The organism is Mycobacterium xenopi, assembly GCF_009936235.1.
Taxonomy (GTDB): Bacteria; Actinomycetota; Actinomycetes; order Mycobacteriales; family Mycobacteriaceae; genus Mycobacterium; species Mycobacterium xenopi.
The window spans coordinates 2527361-2542583 of record NZ_AP022314.1; the positions used below are offsets into that span (position 1 = coordinate 2527361).

Here is a 15223-nt window from a genome sequence, read left to right on the forward strand (position 1 = left end):
CTGAAAGGAAGGACCAAGTGTCCGAAAGCGAAAACCCGGTAATCGAGGCTCCCACCCCAACGGCCCATCGGCCGATGACGAACCGAGACTGGTGGCCGAACCAGCCAGACCTGTCGGTTCTGAAGAAGCACGCGCCTCAGGCCAACCCGATGGGTGAGGGTTTCAACTATGCGGAGGAGTTCAAAAAACTCGACGTCGAAGCGCTCAAGCGCGACCTCATCGAGGTGATGACCACGTCGCAGCCCTGGTGGCCCGCCGACTACGGCCACTACGGGCCGCTGTTCATCCGGATGAGCTGGCATGCCGCCGGCACCTACCGCATCCACGACGGCCGTGGCGGCGGCGGCGAAGGCGCACAGCGCTTCGCTCCCCTCAACAGCTGGCCCGACAACGCCAGCCTCGACAAGGCGCGCCGGTTGCTCTGGCCTGTGAAGAAGAAGTACGGCAAGAAGATCTCCTGGGCCGATCTGATCATCTTCGCCGGCAACGTTGCCTACGAATCCATGGGATTCAAGACCTTCGGCTTCGCGTTCGGGCGCGAGGACATCTACGAACCCGAGGAGATCTTCTGGGGTCCTGAGGACACCTGGCTCGGCGACGAGCGTTACAGCGGCGAGCGCAACCTGGCGGAGCCGCTTGCCAACGTTCAGATGGGCCTGATCTACGTGAACCCCGAGGGACCCAACGGCAAGCCCGATCCGCTCGCCGCGGCGATCGACATCCGGGAGACCTTCCGCCGGATGGCGATGAACGATGTCGAGACCGCTGCGCTGATTGTCGGCGGCCACACGGTGGGCAAGACCCACGGCGCCGGTCCGGCTGACCTCGTCGGCCCGGAGCCCGAGGCCGCGCCGATCGAGCAGCAAGGCCTGGGCTGGAAGAGCGCCTACGGCACCGGTGTCGGCAAAGACGCGATCACCAGCGGCATCGAGGTGGTCTGGACGCCCACACCCACCAAGTGGGATAACAGCTACCTGGAGACGCTGTACAAGTACGAGTGGGAACTGACCAAGAGCCCGGCGGGTGCGTGGCAATACGTGGCAAAGAACGCCGAGCCGGTGGTGCCGGATCCCTTCGATCCTTCGGCGAAGCGCCTGCCGACAATGCTGGTGACGGACCTCTCCCTGCGGATGGACCCGATCTACGGCAAGATCACCCGCCGCTGGCTCGATCACCCCGAGGAGCTTGAGGAGGAGTTCGCCAAGGCGTGGTACAAGTTGTTGCACCGCGACATGGGACCCATCTCGCGCTACCTGGGCCCGTGGGTTCCAGAACCGCAGCTGTGGCAAGACCCCGTACCCCAGGTCGACCACGAGCTGATCGATGAGGCGGACATCGCCGCGCTCAAGGCCAAGCTCCTGCAATCGGGATTGTCGATACCCCAGCTGGTCACCACCGCGTGGGCTTCGGCGGCCAGCTTCCGCGGCACCGACAAGCGCGGCGGTGCCAACGGGGCGCGAATCCGCCTTGCACCGCAAAAGGATTGGGAAGTCAACAACCCGCCTGAACTGGCCAAGGTGTTGCCGGTACTGGAGAAGGTCCAGCAGGACTTCAACAACTCGCAGTCCGGCAACAAGAAGGTCTCGCTGGCTGACGTGATCGTGCTGGGCGGCTGCGCAGCGGTCGAGCAGGCGGCGAAGAAGGCCGGGTTCGACATCACGGTCCCGTTCGCGCCGGGGCGCACCGACGCCACGCAGGAGATGACCGACGTGGAGTCCTTCTCGGTGCTCGAACCCAAGGCCGACGGGTTCCGCAACTACCTGCGGGCCGGCGAAAAAGCCTCGCCCGAGCACCTGTTGGTGGACCGCGCATACATGTTGAACCTGACTGCTCCGGAAATGACGGTCCTGGTCGGCGGCATGCGGGCCCTGGGCGCCAACTACGGTCAAACCAAGCACGGGGTGTTCACCGATCGGCCCGAGACGTTGACCAACGACTTCTTCGTCAACCTCTGCGACATGGACAACGAGTGGAAGGTGTCCGAGTCGACGGAAAACGTCTACGAGGTTCGTGATCGCGCCACCGGCCGGCTCAAGTGGACGGCCACCGCCGTTGACCTCGTGTTCGGTTCGAACTCGGTGTTGCGCGGCCTGGCCGAGGTGTATGCGGCCGACGACGCGCAGGAGAAGTTCGTCCAGGACTTCGTCGCTGCGTGGGTCAAGGTGATGAACCTCGACCGGTTCGATCTGCGTCGCTGACGCCGTGATGGTCGGCGCCTCGCGAGCTCGCCAAGGCTTGCGGGGCGCCGCCGTGCTCGTCGGTTTCGCAGGTGACTACGGCCGCTCGAAGTGCTGGTAGTCGACGGGCGATGTCCAGTGACCGCCCCATCGCCAGCCCCGATCGGTGAACACCCGCACGGCCGGGTCCCCGTCGTGCAGGATTCCGGGATCGGTCCGGCTGCGGTCCAGGTAAGCCGCGGCGTTCTTCGGTTCGAACGCGCCCTCGGCGTCGATGGACGGGTTGAACAGCGGGTTGAGGTCCACGGCTCGCCCGTAGGCGTGCTGCGACCACTGGCCGCTTCCCGGGATAGCCCGGCAGTTGTAGGCCGACGTGTTGTTGTCCTCCATCGACAATTCGTCGGCCGCTGCCGGATAGTGGTCGACGGTGCGGATCTTTGCGATCGGATAGTGCAGCTGATACAGCTGCTCGAAAATCGCGATCACCTCGGCCACTAGGTCTTCGTTCACGATCAGCTGGCCGCGGTGCGCCTGGAGGTCCACACCGATGTGTTCGACCTCGACCCGCCGCAACTGCCCCGGTTCAACGGGGCATCCAGGCCGCCAGCTGGCACCCAGCTCGGCGGCGGTGACCGGGCTTATCGTCGGCCCGGCGGGTGCTCTCGGCGCGCCGATAGACGCTGCAGGAGCCGGCGACGACGCTGCGGACGGCGCTGGCGCGTTGGCGCAGCACGGCAAAGCCACGCCGGCCGCGGTCAACACCACCAGTACGGCGATCCTCCGCCTGGTGAAGCGCGATCGGCCCCCGTCGTCACGATGTGGATCCATTGACGTGTCCACGCAGCGTCAACGCTAGCGGATTCATGTTGCGAGGCCGACGTGTCAGACCGCGGGTGCATGGTTGCGGCAAGCACGACGAGAGACATCTCAGGAAGTTGAAAGTCAAGCCGCATGTGGGAGAGGAGGTGGAAACGCCCGGTGTTCGTCGTAGAGTTGGCCGGTTTGCAGGCAGTGATGAAGCTGGCCGAGAAACTTGTTGAACAAGTGCCGTTGGGCTTGGCGGTTCCAGTCTCCGGCCGCGCGGCGGGCATCGAAGTGGCGACGTGCACCAGGCGAGCTGCGCAACGACGCCAGCGCCCAGATCGAACCCACAGCGGCCAGGCGCCGGTTTTTGATATGCCGATGCAGCACCACGGTTTTCTTGCCGCTGGCGCGGGTGATCGGGGCCGATCCGGCGAAGGCTTTCAAGCCACGGGCATCGGCGAAACGGGACCGGTCGTCGCCGATCTCGGCCAGCACCCGGGCACCGGTGAGGTTCCCCAGCCCGGGAAAGCTGGTGATGATCGCGGCGTCCGGGTGCAGCTCAAAATGGGCGCTCGCCGCCTCGGCCAACTCGTCGGCCGCCGCACAGGCGGCGTCAAACTGACGCAGCAGCGCATCCAGCTGGATCCCCATCGCGTTTTCCACCACTGGCGGCTGGTGCAGGTAGGTGTCGGTGAAAATCTGGCGCAGCCGCTCGACATCACGATCCAGGTCACGACGGCGGCCGGCCTTGATCAGCAGCTTGCGCAGCCGTGCCGGGCTCAGCTTGGCGGCCTGCGTAGGAGTCGGTGCGGCGGCCAGGATGGCCCGGGCATCGGCGCGGGCCAAACCCCCGCTGGGCAGCTCGGCAAAGGCGATAAGGGCGGCCGGATAGAAGTCGCCCAGCAGATCACGGATTTGGTTGCCGATCTGTTGGCGCGACCACACCGCGTCTTGCTGAGCTCGGGCCAGCACCCGGATGGCCTGCGCCAGGCCGGTGTCGGCTGGCAGCGGCCGATGCGCGCGGGCATCGGTGCGCACGATGTTAGCCAGCAGCACCGCATCGGTGGCATCCGATTTGGCCCCCGACACCCCATACCGTGCGCGATACCGCGAGGCCGCCAGCGGGTTGATCGGATAAAGCACCCGCCCGGTCTCCCGCAGGGCGGCCACCCACAACCCACGGTCGGTTTCGATGCCCACCGGCATCGGCTGGGTAGCGGTGTCACCGGCCTCAGCCAGCAGCATCAACAGCTGCGCAAAGCCGCCGCGTCATTGCCGACCCGTCCGCGCGCCACCACACGCCCGTCGTCATCGACGACCGCGACATCGTGGTGATCAGTAGCCCAATCAATTCCACAAAACAGCGCCAAGGCATCCCTCCTGAAATCGGTGATTCTGTTGTCCCCGGGGGAGTTGTGCGGCGCCCTAATCGCAGGACTCGACGGTCCGTCATCTCAGTAGCCGTCCATGACTCCAGCCCACCGCAAGACCTCGTTCTTTCGAAGAGCTCAAGGCTCGGGAACAATATTCGGGAAGTCAACCCCGCAGCGGGCTCGGGCAACGGAATCTCACCACCACGGCGCGTGATCTACCGCCAGGCGCGCCGTTCTCTCGCAAGTCGTCGAACGACGGGAGACACCAGGCGTCACCCGGCGGCAGACCTCGTCAGGAACAGATCCTGGTCCTCCGACCGCTAACCCATCCCTACCAACCGATTAGGAGACGTTCCAAATGTGCTGGATGTGCGACCACCCGGGTAGCACCATGTGTCGACCGCCACGATGATGGGACCACCTTGAGCGGGGTTTAGCCAGTCGCATGGGACCACCCGTTTGCCAGTGATGGGACCACCGGCGTGTCGTACGTCCGGGGTCGCTCGATTACTGGGTCGGATCACTTCATGTCGATCGATGTGAAGGAGGTCCGCTGAATGTATCGGGAGGTTTCGGTGATCGAGGTACGTGAGTTGTTGCGGGTGTGGATGTCGGGGCGGCTTGCGCCGGGTGGCTGCGTTGGCCGGGGTGGATCGTAAGACCGCACGCAGCTATACGAATGCGGCGGCGCTGGCCGGGTTGGACCGCGGTGGTGCTCTTGATCAGCTCACCGATGAGCTGATCGGCGCGGTGATCGAGGCGGTGCGGCCGGACCGGCCGGATGGCCACGGCCAAGTGTGGGAAGTGTTGCGCGCCAATCACGATCAGATCGTCAAGTGGGTGGAAGAGGGCCTGACGGTGGTCAAGATCTGTGACCTGTTGGAGCGGCGCGGCACGGCGGTGCCCCAGCGGACGTTGCACCGGTACTGCACGCAGTGCACCGAGTACCGGGGCCGTCGCAGCGCTGGCACGGTGCCGGTGGTCGATGGTGAGCCCGGCGTGGAGTGCCAGATCGACTTCGGCCGGATGGGCAAGATCTTTGATGCCGAATCGGGGCGCAACCGAGTGGTGCACGCGCTGATCTTCACCGCGGTGTATTCGAGGCACATGTTCGTGTGGCTGACGTTTAACCAGACGCTGGAGGCGATTGTCGCCGGCTGCGAGGCGGCCTGGCAGTTCTTTGGCGGTGTCTTCAAGGTGTTGATCCCTGATAACATGACACCGATTGTGCCCAAGGCAGATTCGACCGATCCGCAGTTCAGTGTGGGTTGGACGGAGTACTCGCAGGTCCGTGGATTCTTCACCGATCCGGCCCGGGTTCGTCACCCCCAGGACAAGCCGCGGGTGGAACGTATGGTCCAGTACGTGCGGGGCAACTTCTTCGCCGGCGAAGACTTCGCCGACCTCGCCGACGCTCAGGCCCGAGCCCAGGTGTGGTGTGCCGGCAAGGCCGGCCAGCGCATCCACGGCACCACCTGTCAACGCCCGGCGGTGGTGTTCGCCGAGCGCGAGGCCGCACTGCTGCTGCCCGCCCCAGCAGCGGTCTACCAGGTGCCGATCTACGCTGAAGCCAAGGTGCACCGCGACTACCACATTCAAGTCGATCGGGCATTGTATTCAATCCCCGAACACCTTCGCGGGCAGACCGTTTCGGTGCGCGCCGACGGCGAGTTGGTCAAGGCGTTCCACGGCGGAAAGCTGGTCAAGACTCATCCCCGCCAGCCCGCCGGCGGACGTTGCACCGACCCGGCTGATCTGCCCGCTGACAAGACCGGCTACGCGATGCGGGACCTGACCCGGCTGATCGCCACCGCGGCCGCCACGGGGCTGATATCGGCATCTACGCCGAACGTCTGCTCGATCACCAGCTGCCGTGGACACGCATGCGCCAGGTGTACCGGTTGTTGGGGCTGGTCAAACGCTACGGCGCGGCCCCGGTGAACACCGCCTGCGGGCGGGCATTGGAGCTCGATGTGGTCTCGGTGTCCAAGATCGCCGCGATGCTGCACAAGGCCACCGAGAACACCCCAGCCGAGGCGCCGCGGGCGGCCACCGGGCTGGCTCCGGCCCGGTTTGCCCGCGACCCGGGTGAATACCGCAGCCAAGGCAGGCAGCGGCCCGACTGGATGAGCGTCATCGACGGCGGCGCCACCCCCACCGGTCGCAACGCAACCCAGGGGCTGTGATCGGCATGGCGACCAAACCTGTTGTCACCGACCCGATCTCGACTGACCTCAAGCGAGTGATGCGCCAACTCAAACTTGGGCGGATGCTCGACACCCTGCCCGAGCGGCTCACCTTGGCTCACCAGCGGCACCTGTCACACGCGGCTTTTTTGGAGCTGATCCTCGCCGATGAGGCCACCCGCCGCGACAACAGCTCAGCCGCCCGCCGCGCCCGCGAGGCGGCCTGGATGCGACCATGCGCCTGGATTCCTGGGACGATTCGGCCGCCGTCAGCTACGACCGCACCCTGTGGACCGACTTGACCAGCCTGCGGTTTCTCGACGGCCCCCACGGCGCTCTGCTGCTGGGACCGGTCGGGGTAGGCAAAACGCATCTGGCCACCACACTCGGACACATCGCCGTGCGGCGACGCATCCCCACCCTGATGTTGCGTGCTGATGCAATGTTCAAGCGGCTCAAAGCATCCCGACTCGACAACAGCACCGAAGCCGAGATGCGCCGCCTGGCTCAAGTCCGGCTGCTGATCATCGACGACTTCGCCCTGCAGCCGATGGACGCTACCGCGACCGCCGACTTCTACGAGCTTGTCGTGGCCCGCCACCAGCGAGGCTCCACCGTGCTGACCTCCAACCGCAGCCCTGACGAATGGCTGGCCGTCATGACCGACCCCCTGCTGGCCCAATCCGCTGTCGACAGGGTCACCTCAACAGCGCATGAACTCATCATCGAAGGACAGTCCTACCGGCGCCGCCAAAAGCCCTCAGTTGACACCAGGCCGAACGACCGCCGATCATCGCCAGTGAGCCAAACAGGTGGTCCCTAGTTGCTGGCCAACCGGTGGTCCCATCCTCGTGGCAAATGACAACCATGCAGGAATATCTGGCGGAGGTGCGCAAGACGATGCTCAGGCACGGCTGGGCGGTGCAGTATGTCGAGGATGCTCGCGTGCCCTATGCGTACACGGTCGGTCTGACTCGCCATGACGTGCCCGAGTTGTTGGTGACCGGCGTGCCGCCGCAGCGAGCAGTCCGGTTGTTAAACCTCGTTGGCGAGCGATCGGTGCGTGAAGGCCCACCCGCGCCCGGTGTGCAGATCGAGATTCGCCCCGGTCCGCTTCTCGAGGTAGTCGAAGTGGAGCACCCCGATGCGCACATGAACTGCGCCGCAGCGATATTCGGTAACGAGCTGAGGGCATTGCAGCTGGTTTGGGCCGACCGCCGGGGTCGGTGGCCGTGGGGTCCCGGGTTCAACGATGGTCGCGGCAGCCAGCCGGTGCTTGGTGCGCGGACCATATCGAGCTGACCTGCGATCTGGGCACGTGCTGCTGACAGCGGCGCCAAATGCTTGTTGCCTCTGTACTCCGGCCGGGGCACGGCGGCACGGCTCGGGCGGCGGCCGCTACCCTGAATGACTCGTGGGCTTTTCTGCACCACCACAAGAGCTGTACACCTCCGTCGACCCGGGTCGAAGCGTGTCGGTTTGGGTTCGCTGCGGCGGTCCCGTGGTCTTGGCCGGGGCGCTAATGCTCTATGCGCTCGTTTATGTGCACTGGCCTCGGCTGGCCGTACAAGTCGACCTGCAGGTGTACCGCTTCGGCGCGATGCGGGTCCGAGACGGGCTTGACCTGTATTCGATTGGACTGACCGGCAATTCCAAGGAGCTGCTGTTCATCTACCCGCCGTTCGCCGCGCTGGGCTTTTTGCCGCTCGCGCTCATTGCCGAGGTTTCCGCCCAGGCACTCTGGTTGGTGCTTATGTGCGTCCTGGTCTTCTATGTGGTGTGGCGCATGCTGGCATCGTTGCGAGTTACCCAGCCGGATGGGTTGTGGGCCCTCACGGCGCTGTTGGTGGGTCTGGTCGCCTGGTTGGAACCGTTTCGGCTCTCGTTGCAGCTCGGACAGATCAACATTGCCATCCTCGCCATCGTGGTCGCCGATCTGCTAACTCCAGCACAGCGCAAGTGGGCGGGAGTTGGCGTTGGCTTGGCGGCAGGTATCAAGCTCACGCCCGCCTTATTCATTGTGTACTTGGCCGCGGTTGGGCGCGTGCGTGCCGCACTGATGGCTGCCGCAACGTTTCTTATCACCGTGGTGATCGGATTCGCTTTTCTGCCAAAGGATTCCGAGTACTACTGGTTGCGCCGAGGCTTTCATGACGTTGGCCGGATTTCACATGATCCGTTTGCCAACACCAGCGTGGAGGGCCTGCTGCACCGTCTCCATGTCCCCGCCATGGTGGGCACCGGTATGTCGGCTGCGCTGGCTGCGGTCGCTGTCGCGCTCGCCGTGATGGCGTACCGACGTGGCCATGCAGTACTGGGACTCGCCCTGGTGGGGATGGCCTCGGCCGCCGCCTCGCCGTTCAGTTGGAGCCATCACTGGGTGTGGTTCGCACCGTTGATGGTTCACCTCGGATACCGGGCCTGCGTCGTGCGCAGCAGATACTCGGCGCTGACGCTGTTGTTGCTGTGCGCGCTACTTGCAGGCTGGTTCACCTCGGCACCCGGAGGCGATATCCGCGAGGCAAGCGTGCTCTCACTGCGGCCCGGCGGGGTGTGGAACGCCATCATCCCCGGCAGCTATGTACTGGTCTTCCTGGCGGTGCTGGCCTACACGGCCGTCTGGCTTTGGCGCTCGGCGAGGGTTTCCCAGCCGGGTCCGGATCGCGAGCCACAACTTGCGCTACAAGCGTCGTGACGCCTCCGGGCCCGCAGAAGGTGTCAGCCGACGCAACCATCGAGGTAATCTGCCGCTAGCGTGCAGCGGTCCAACGCACATGCAGCACCGGCGGCTTGCGAAATACCATACCGCGCGGCGCATTTGGGTGTCTTGGGTCGAGCTGCAGGCCGGGCAGGCGATCCAGCAGTCGAGCGATGGCAATCGCGGTCTCGGTCCGGGCGAGCTGAGCGCCGAGGCAATAGTGCGATCCCTGAGCGAAAGCCACGTTGAGCCGGGCGTTGGCCCGGTACACGTCAAACCGGTCCGGGTCAGTGAAGACAGCGGGATCACGGTTGGCGCCGGCAAGCGACACCACCACCAGGTCCCCGCGCCGGATGTGGGCGTCGGCGAGCTCGACATCGCACGTGGCGTATCGGTCGACGGACGCGGCAGCGGGCTCGAGGCGGAGGGACTCCTCGATCGCATTCGCCAACAGATCGGGCCGGTCGTGCACGGCCGCGAGCGCCTCGCGATCGTCAAGCAGGTGCCGGACGGCGTTGAGGATCATGCCCGCCGTGGTGTCGACACCCCCGAACATCAGCACCGCGGCATTCGATGCCACCTCCTCGGGGCTCAGGCCATCGGGTGCCCGGGCGGCGCGCGCCAGCACGGACTGAGGCTCGTCAAGCGCCCGCAGCACGGCGGAACGCAGCCGGCCGAAAGCTTCCTGCCCGGCCGCGCTCACCGGCCGGCCGCCCGTCGCCTCCGACACCGCCGCCACGATCGCCGCATACCAGGACAACACGGCGTCAGCCTCGACACCTCGCAGGCCGAGCGCTTCGGTGACGACCGCGACCGCGAGCGGACCGGCGAACTGTCGGCGCAGCTCCGCACCACCGGCCGGCCGGATCGCCGAGATCAACCGGTCGGCTTCTGTCTCGATAAGCCGGCTGAACGGCCCTCGGGCGTGCGCCGGGTAGAACCCGGACGCGAAAGCTCCACGGTGCCGGGCGTGGGCCGCGCCGTCCAGCGAGAGCATGCTCGGGCCGACCACCCGGGACGTGGAGAACCGGGGGTCATCGACGGTGAACGTGGCGGGATCGCGCAACACCCGCACCGTGAGGTCGTAGCGCGTGATCAGCCATCCGTTTAGCGCGGCCAGCCACGTCACCGGCTCGCGTGCCCGCAGCCGCGCCAGCAGCGGATGAGGGTCTTCGTCGAGCTCGCGCAAGGTCGCGGCTCGCCCGATCGGGAATTTCTCGATGATGGTGCTCGCGTCAGTACAGCGGCGACCACGCAGAAGTCCGCAGTAGCCGGCTCTCCCACTGATCGCGATACTTCAAGGCCTCGAACATGTAGCTGCCCGGCCCGCGCCGCTCGGCCGGCAGGTCGGTGGTCAGCAGGTGCACCAGCGCCGCGTAGTTGTCAGACGGGTCGATCTTCTGCCACAGCATGGCCTCGCGCCGTTTGTAGCTGCCGTGCGCAACCTGGAAGCACGCTTGGATGTCGAGCAACCGCCTGCCCCGCGGCGCCTGCGAGAGCGGCCGATAGTAGATCTCGTCCCAGGACCGGATATAGTCGTCCAACGGCGCATAGGGCCAGCCGGTGTCCTCCATGAACAAGCTCAATGGGTGTGTCGCCCCGTCAGTCGGCACCCTCGCCAAATCCACCTCCTGCAGCGGTGACCATTCGACCGGCAGCAAAATCTTGCCGGTCACCTGGTGGCGAAGGTTGTCCAGCTCGCGCATCAAGGGCGCCAGGTCCCCGGTTTGGGCGCGGCGGGCAAGGTGCTCCCAGGCCGCGCCGTCGGCGACGGCCGTAATGGTGACGACGTTGTAGGACACCCCGCTGCCGTGGGCGTGGTTGGTGTACCAGAGCAGCCGAGCATCGTCGGCCTCGGCCAGTGTGGGCATCCAGCCTTCCCGGTAAACGGTCTCGAATTCCTCCTCGCGCGCGCCGACGACCCGGTGGGTTTCGTGCAGGAACAACATGGCGACTCCTCGCGATTCAGGCTCGGCCTGCGATCAGCGCGGCCAGCTGGCGGCGGTTGACCTTGCCGGTCTCGGTGTATGGAATGCGGTCGACGATCACCAGCCGCTCGGGAAGCTTGAAATGAGCGATCAGCTCACGGCAGTGCGAGCGCAGGTCGTCCAGCGTCAGCGGCACGCGCGCCACCACGGCGGCCGCGACCCGTTGGCCCATTTCGTCGTCGGCGATCCCGGCCACGGCCACGTCGCTGACCGCGGGATGGGTGCGTATCGCGTCCTCGACCTCGGTCGGCCCGAACTTTTCTCCCCCGCGGTTGATTGTGTCGGTCAACCGGCCGGCGGGATAGATGTAGCCGTCGGGATCTTGGCGGGCGAGGTCGCCGGTACGCAGCCAGCCGCCCGTGACGTTTTGGCTTGTGTTGACCCATATTTCGCCGACCGTCCCCGTCTCGACGTCCATGCCCGTGTCCGGGTCGACCACCCGCACCTCAACTCCGGGGAGTGGCCGGCCCACCGAGCCCACCCGGTTGGGGTCACGGTGATCCTCAGGTGACAGCGTCGTGTAGGCGCCCAGGGTTTCTGTTTGCCCAAAAACGTTGGCAAAAGCCACATTCGGCAGTGCTGCCATGGCTCGTCGCACCAGCGCGACCGGCGCGGCGGCCGCCCCGTACGCGATGGCCACCAGTGAACTGAGGTCGGTTCGGCCGAAGTCGGGGTGGTCGAGGATCCGCTGCAACATCGTCGGCACCAAAAACACGCTGCTCACCCGGTGCGCTTGCACCAGGCGCAGCCAGTCTCCGGCATCGAATCGGTCCTGCACCACCGTGGTGTGGCCCGAGTACAGGCTGCCCAGCATGCCCAGCGCGCCGCCGACATGGAAGAACGGCACGCACATCATGCTGACCGCAGGGGGCGCTCCGGGCCGAAAAGGTGCGCTGAATCCGGTGATTCGCGCCCCCAGCTGCGCGTGGGTGATGCCGATCGCCTTCGGTAGCCCGGTCGTGCCGCTGGTGAACAAGACCAAAGCCTCACAGTGATCGACATCTTGGGCGGGTGGCGCGGCAACACGGCCCTCGCTCAACAGGTCGGCTGCGGTCAGCGCCTTGGAAGCGCCCGCCCGAGAGAGCCGAACGGCGTACTCCTCCCCCGCCACACCCACGTCTGCGCACCCGGCATGGTGCAGCAGCACCTGCAGCTCCGACGGTGTCAGGGCAGGGTTCATCAGAGCGGCTGCCGCGCCGATGCGCGCCGCAGCCAGCATCGACGAGATCGACAGCAGGCTTCCCACATCCACAACCGCGACACGCCGGCCGGCAAGGCCCTCGGCGGCCAGCCCAGCGGCGCAGCACTGCACGCTGGTCGCCAGCTCGGCGTAGCTGACGACACGCCCGCCGAGGATCAGCGCGGCGCGACCGGGGTCCCCAGCCGCAGGGGCGTCGAGGATCGTGCCGATATTCATGCGCTCAGTACAAGGGCGACCATGACGAGGTCCGCAGGAGCCTGCTGGTCCACTGATCGCGCAGGTCCAGCGCGTCGTGCATCCAGGTTCCCGGCGCGCGCTGCTCCGGCGGAATCTCGGTGCGCAGCAGGCGAAGCAACGCGTCGGGCTGGTTGATGCGCTGCATCAGCGCGACCTCCCGGCGCACGTGACTGCCCAGGGCCGGTTGGAAGGCAGCCTCAATGGTGAGCAACGCCGTCGGCCGGTCGAGGCTCTTGGCGTACACCTCGCCGCAGCGCTCGATGTATTCGGCGAATTTGTCCTCGTAGGGCCACATGGTGTCTTCCATGTACAGCGTCAGCTCGTGCTCGCGACCATCAGCGGGGACCTGCTCGAACGGCACGTGCTGAAGGGGCGACCACGGCAGCGGCATCAGCAGCTTGGCGTCGACTTCGTAGCGCAGTTCGTCCAGCTCGCGCATCCACTGTCGCAGATCGCCCTTCTGGATCCGGAGCGCCAGCCGCTCCCAGGCTGCTCCGTCGCGAACGGCGGTAATGGTGACGACGGTGTAGGACGGGCCACTGCCGTGCGCGTGATTCGCGTACCACAACAACCGCGCGTCATCGCCCGCGGCGAGCAGCGGCATCCAGCCTTCGCGGAAGGCGGCCTCGAAGTCGTCTTCGGCGCGCCCGCGCACCTTATGCACCTCGTGCATGAACAGCATGCCGAGACCTCCCAAAAGCGGGCCGCGCCGCGCGCCCGCGCTTTCCGCACGTTATTCCGCCGGACCTGTCGTGTCCACGGCCGTTCGGCAACACACAGATCTGGACAGCGACGGCGGGAATCTGATTTGCTCAGACGGCACCCGGTTCACCTGCAGGAAGTCGCCCATGGCCCGAATCGACGTCCCCGACGGCCCCGGCGGGGAGGCTGCGATGGTCTGGACGTTGCGACCACAGCTGGCCGACATGGTCGAGCGGATGATCAAGGGCGCCTACCAGCAGAGCATCCTGCCGGTCGAGGAACGCGAACTGGCCAGGATGCGCATCGCACAGCTCAACGACTGTGTTGCCTGCTCGGGCTTTCGCGCACCGTCGGTGCTTGAAGCCGGCGTCGCTGCCGAGCTCTACGAGAACGTTGCCGACTATCCCACCTACCCGGGTTATACGCCGCGGCAACGCCTTGCCATCGAGTACGCTGAGCGTTTCGCCACCGACCATGCCTCGATCGCGGACGCGTTCATGGACCGGATGCGCGAGCTGTTCACCGATGCCGAGATTCTCGACCTGACGTTGTGCGTGGCGGTGTTCCTCGGTCTTGGCCGCACCTTGACAGTCCTCGGCATCGACCAGTCCTGCGCGATCGACGTGTGAGCGACACGTGGACATCGCCTCGGTCGACGAATTGCTGACCACTACGCGGGCAGTGCGCAAACGCCTCGATGTGACGAGACCCGTCCCACGCGAGGTGATCTTGGATTGCGTGCGCCTGGCCATGCAAGCGCCCACGGCGAGCAACGCCCAGGACTGGCGGTGGTTGGTGGTCACCGCCGCCGACAAGCGCGCCGCGATTGCGGAGATATACCGAAGCGTCGGCGGCGAGTACCTCGCCCATGCCGCGGACACCGAAGCCGACCCGCAGACCCGCCGCGTCTATCGCAGCGCGCTGGCCCTTACCGAGATGCTGGCTCAGGTGCCCGTGCACGTCATTCCGTGTCTACGGCGTCGCTTTGACGAAACCGACCGGCTGGTCGCCGCGTCAGCGTGGGCGTCGATCATCCCGGCCGCGTGGAGCTTCCTGCTGGCCCTTCGCTCCCGCGGCTTGGGATCTGTCTGGACGACAATGCATTTGGCCAAAGAGCAACAAGTGGCCGAGTTGCTTGACATACCCGCCACGGTCACCCAGGTCGCGCTGTTCCCGGTTGCATACACGATCGGCACCGACTTTCGGCCCGCATCACGGCCACCCCCGCAGACCGTCACCTTTTGGAACACCTGGGGAGAACACTGATGCGCTCATACACCGTGCGATTCCACGTCGATGCGCCGCCGGACAAAGTGTGGCGCGTGCTGCACCCGCCGGCGCCGCCGAACTCCCCGCGGCCACGGGTCCTCAAGTGGCCCACCGGCAGCATGGAGATTTTGCACGAGGGCGACGAAGCCGGTGAGGGCTTGGTCCGGACATGCGTGTTCGCTGTACCGAAGTACTTGCTGTCGGGCGGCAAGGGCCGGTCGTTTGAGACCGTGACCGAGGCGAAGCTCAACAAGCTCTCCCGCTATGTGGCGATGGGAAAGCCGCTGTGGTCGCGTGCGGAGGGCTACCACGAGTTGGAGGAACAGCCCGACGGCACCACGGTGCTGACGTTCCATGAGGACTATCACGCGTATAACCCGGTGCTGCGTTTGCTTTTCGAGCGACTGGTGCATGGGCGAATCTCGCGCGACAACCTTGAGACCTACCAGCATGCGCTTAGCTACGCCGGCCGGGTACGGCGCCTCGCCTAGCGCCGGATCGTCGGATCATGCCGAAAGTGCATTCTTAGCAAAGTATTAAGCACCGCTGCCGGTCACCTTAGAATCGCTGCCTACCGTTCGAATTGTC

Annotated in this window: 13 protein-coding genes and 2 pseudogenes; 9 read left to right on the plus strand and 6 right to left on the minus strand. The window is 65.9% G+C overall.

Annotated features, from left to right (window positions below):
- The first annotated feature begins 74 nt into the window (after positions 1-74).
- On the plus strand, positions 75-2198 hold the full coding sequence (gene katG, locus MYXE_RS11785; RefSeq protein WP_232061599.1) for a catalase/peroxidase HPI: 2124 nt from the start codon (positions 75-77) through the stop codon (positions 2196-2198).
- Positions 2199-2273: 75 nt separating this feature from the next.
- Here katG and MYXE_RS11790 read toward each other — a convergent pair whose 3' ends face one another.
- Both MYXE_RS11790 and MYXE_RS11795 read right to left on the minus strand, forming a co-directional pair.
- Positions 2274-3005, minus strand: coding sequence for a M15 family metallopeptidase (locus tag MYXE_RS11790; RefSeq protein WP_085194361.1), 732 nt, complete (start codon positions 3003-3005; stop codon positions 2274-2276).
- 114 nt (positions 3006-3119) lie between these two features.
- Positions 3120-4345, minus strand: a pseudogene (locus MYXE_RS11795) (IS110 family RNA-guided transposase).
- A 639-nt stretch (positions 4346-4984) separates the two neighbouring features.
- On the opposite strand from MYXE_RS11795, the gene istA reads away from it, so the two are divergent.
- The 5 genes and pseudogenes from istA to MYXE_RS11815 all read left to right on the plus strand — a co-directional run bounded on the left by istA (position 4985) and on the right by MYXE_RS11815 (position 9235).
- Positions 4985-6295 carry an IS21 family transposase gene (istA, locus tag MYXE_RS11800; protein ID WP_332102248.1) on the plus strand — a complete coding sequence of 437 codons (1311 nt, stop codon included), beginning with the start codon at positions 4985-4987 and terminating at the stop codon, positions 6293-6295.
- Positions 6238-6540 carry a hypothetical protein gene (locus MYXE_RS25100; protein ID WP_332101922.1) on the plus strand — a complete coding sequence of 101 codons (303 nt, stop codon included), beginning with the start codon at positions 6238-6240 and terminating at the stop codon, positions 6538-6540. Before istA ends, MYXE_RS25100 begins: the two co-directional genes overlap by 58 nt.
- 5 nt (positions 6541-6545) lie before the next feature.
- Positions 6546-7363 (plus strand): annotated as a pseudogene (locus tag MYXE_RS11805) (ATP-binding protein).
- A gap of 35 nt (positions 7364-7398) precedes the next feature.
- Positions 7399-7842 carry a DUF4262 domain-containing protein gene (locus tag MYXE_RS11810; RefSeq protein WP_085197553.1) on the plus strand — a complete coding sequence of 148 codons (444 nt, stop codon included), beginning with the start codon at positions 7399-7401 and terminating at the stop codon, positions 7840-7842.
- Positions 7843-7954: 112 nt separating this feature from the next.
- Positions 7955-9235 carry a glycosyltransferase 87 family protein gene (locus MYXE_RS11815; RefSeq protein WP_139821194.1) on the plus strand — a complete coding sequence of 427 codons (1281 nt, stop codon included), beginning with the start codon at positions 7955-7957 and terminating at the stop codon, positions 9233-9235.
- A gap of 55 nt (positions 9236-9290) precedes the next feature.
- On the opposite strand, the gene MYXE_RS11820 is transcribed toward MYXE_RS11815, so the two are convergent.
- Genes MYXE_RS11820 through MYXE_RS11835 form a run of 4 tightly spaced genes read right to left on the minus strand, consistent with a single transcriptional unit; the run spans position 9291 to position 13346 of the window.
- The gene (locus tag MYXE_RS11820; RefSeq protein WP_085197556.1) at positions 9291-10427 is read right to left on the minus strand and encodes a cytochrome P450; all 1137 of its coding nucleotides are present in this window, start codon (positions 10425-10427) and stop codon (positions 9291-9293) included.
- A gap of 46 nt (positions 10428-10473) precedes the next feature.
- Complete coding sequence (locus MYXE_RS11825) at positions 10474-11187, minus strand: hypothetical protein (RefSeq protein ID WP_003920641.1); 714 nt, start codon at positions 11185-11187, stop codon at positions 10474-10476.
- 16 nt (positions 11188-11203) lie between these two features.
- On the minus strand, positions 11204-12643 hold the full coding sequence (locus MYXE_RS11830; protein WP_085197558.1) for a class I adenylate-forming enzyme family protein: 1440 nt from the start codon (positions 12641-12643) through the stop codon (positions 11204-11206).
- 4 nt (positions 12644-12647) lie between these two features.
- The gene (locus tag MYXE_RS11835; protein ID WP_003920639.1) at positions 12648-13346 is read right to left on the minus strand and encodes a hypothetical protein; all 699 of its coding nucleotides are present in this window, start codon (positions 13344-13346) and stop codon (positions 12648-12650) included.
- 166 nt (positions 13347-13512) lie between these two features.
- Between MYXE_RS11835 and MYXE_RS11840 the strand changes: the two genes are divergently transcribed.
- The 3 genes from MYXE_RS11840 to MYXE_RS11850 are packed head-to-tail and all read left to right on the plus strand — an operon-like array spanning position 13513 to position 15126.
- Positions 13513-13995 (plus strand): carboxymuconolactone decarboxylase family protein, encoded by a 483-nt coding sequence (locus MYXE_RS11840; RefSeq protein WP_039890035.1) that lies wholly within the window; start codon positions 13513-13515, stop codon positions 13993-13995.
- A gap of 7 nt (positions 13996-14002) precedes the next feature.
- Positions 14003-14632 (plus strand): nitroreductase family protein, encoded by a 630-nt coding sequence (locus MYXE_RS11845; protein ID WP_003920637.1) that lies wholly within the window; start codon positions 14003-14005, stop codon positions 14630-14632.
- Positions 14632-15126: an SRPBCC family protein gene (locus tag MYXE_RS11850; RefSeq protein ID WP_003920636.1), complete on the plus strand. Its 495-nt coding sequence runs from the start codon at positions 14632-14634 to the stop codon at positions 15124-15126. Before MYXE_RS11845 ends, MYXE_RS11850 begins: the two co-directional genes overlap by 1 nt.
- Positions 15127-15223: the final 97 nt, after the last annotated feature.

Bases quoted from the DNA above. Each gene is read 5' to 3' on its own strand.
- MYXE_RS25100 (WP_332101922.1), top strand. From the start codon at position 6,238: ATGCGCCAGGTGTACCGGTTGTTGGGGCTGGTCAAACGCTACGGCGCG.
- MYXE_RS11840 (WP_039890035.1), top strand. From the start codon at position 13,513: ATGGCCCGAATCGACGTCCCCGACGGCCCCGGCGGGGAGGCTGCGATG.
- MYXE_RS11825 (WP_003920641.1), bottom strand. From the start codon at position 11,187: ATGTTGTTCCTGCACGAAACCCACCGGGTCGTCGGCGCGCGCGAGGAG.
- MYXE_RS11850 (WP_003920636.1), top strand. From the start codon at position 14,632: ATGCGCTCATACACCGTGCGATTCCACGTCGATGCGCCGCCGGACAAA.
- katG (WP_232061599.1), top strand. From the start codon at position 75: ATGACGAACCGAGACTGGTGGCCGAACCAGCCAGACCTGTCGGTTCTG.
- MYXE_RS11810 (WP_085197553.1), top strand. From the start codon at position 7,399: ATGACAACCATGCAGGAATATCTGGCGGAGGTGCGCAAGACGATGCTC.
- MYXE_RS11790 (WP_085194361.1), bottom strand. From the start codon at position 3,005: ATGGATCCACATCGTGACGACGGGGGCCGATCGCGCTTCACCAGGCGG.
- MYXE_RS11830 (WP_085197558.1), bottom strand. From the start codon at position 12,643: ATGAATATCGGCACGATCCTCGACGCCCCTGCGGCTGGGGACCCCGGT.
- MYXE_RS11835 (WP_003920639.1), bottom strand. From the start codon at position 13,346: ATGCTGTTCATGCACGAGGTGCATAAGGTGCGCGGGCGCGCCGAAGAC.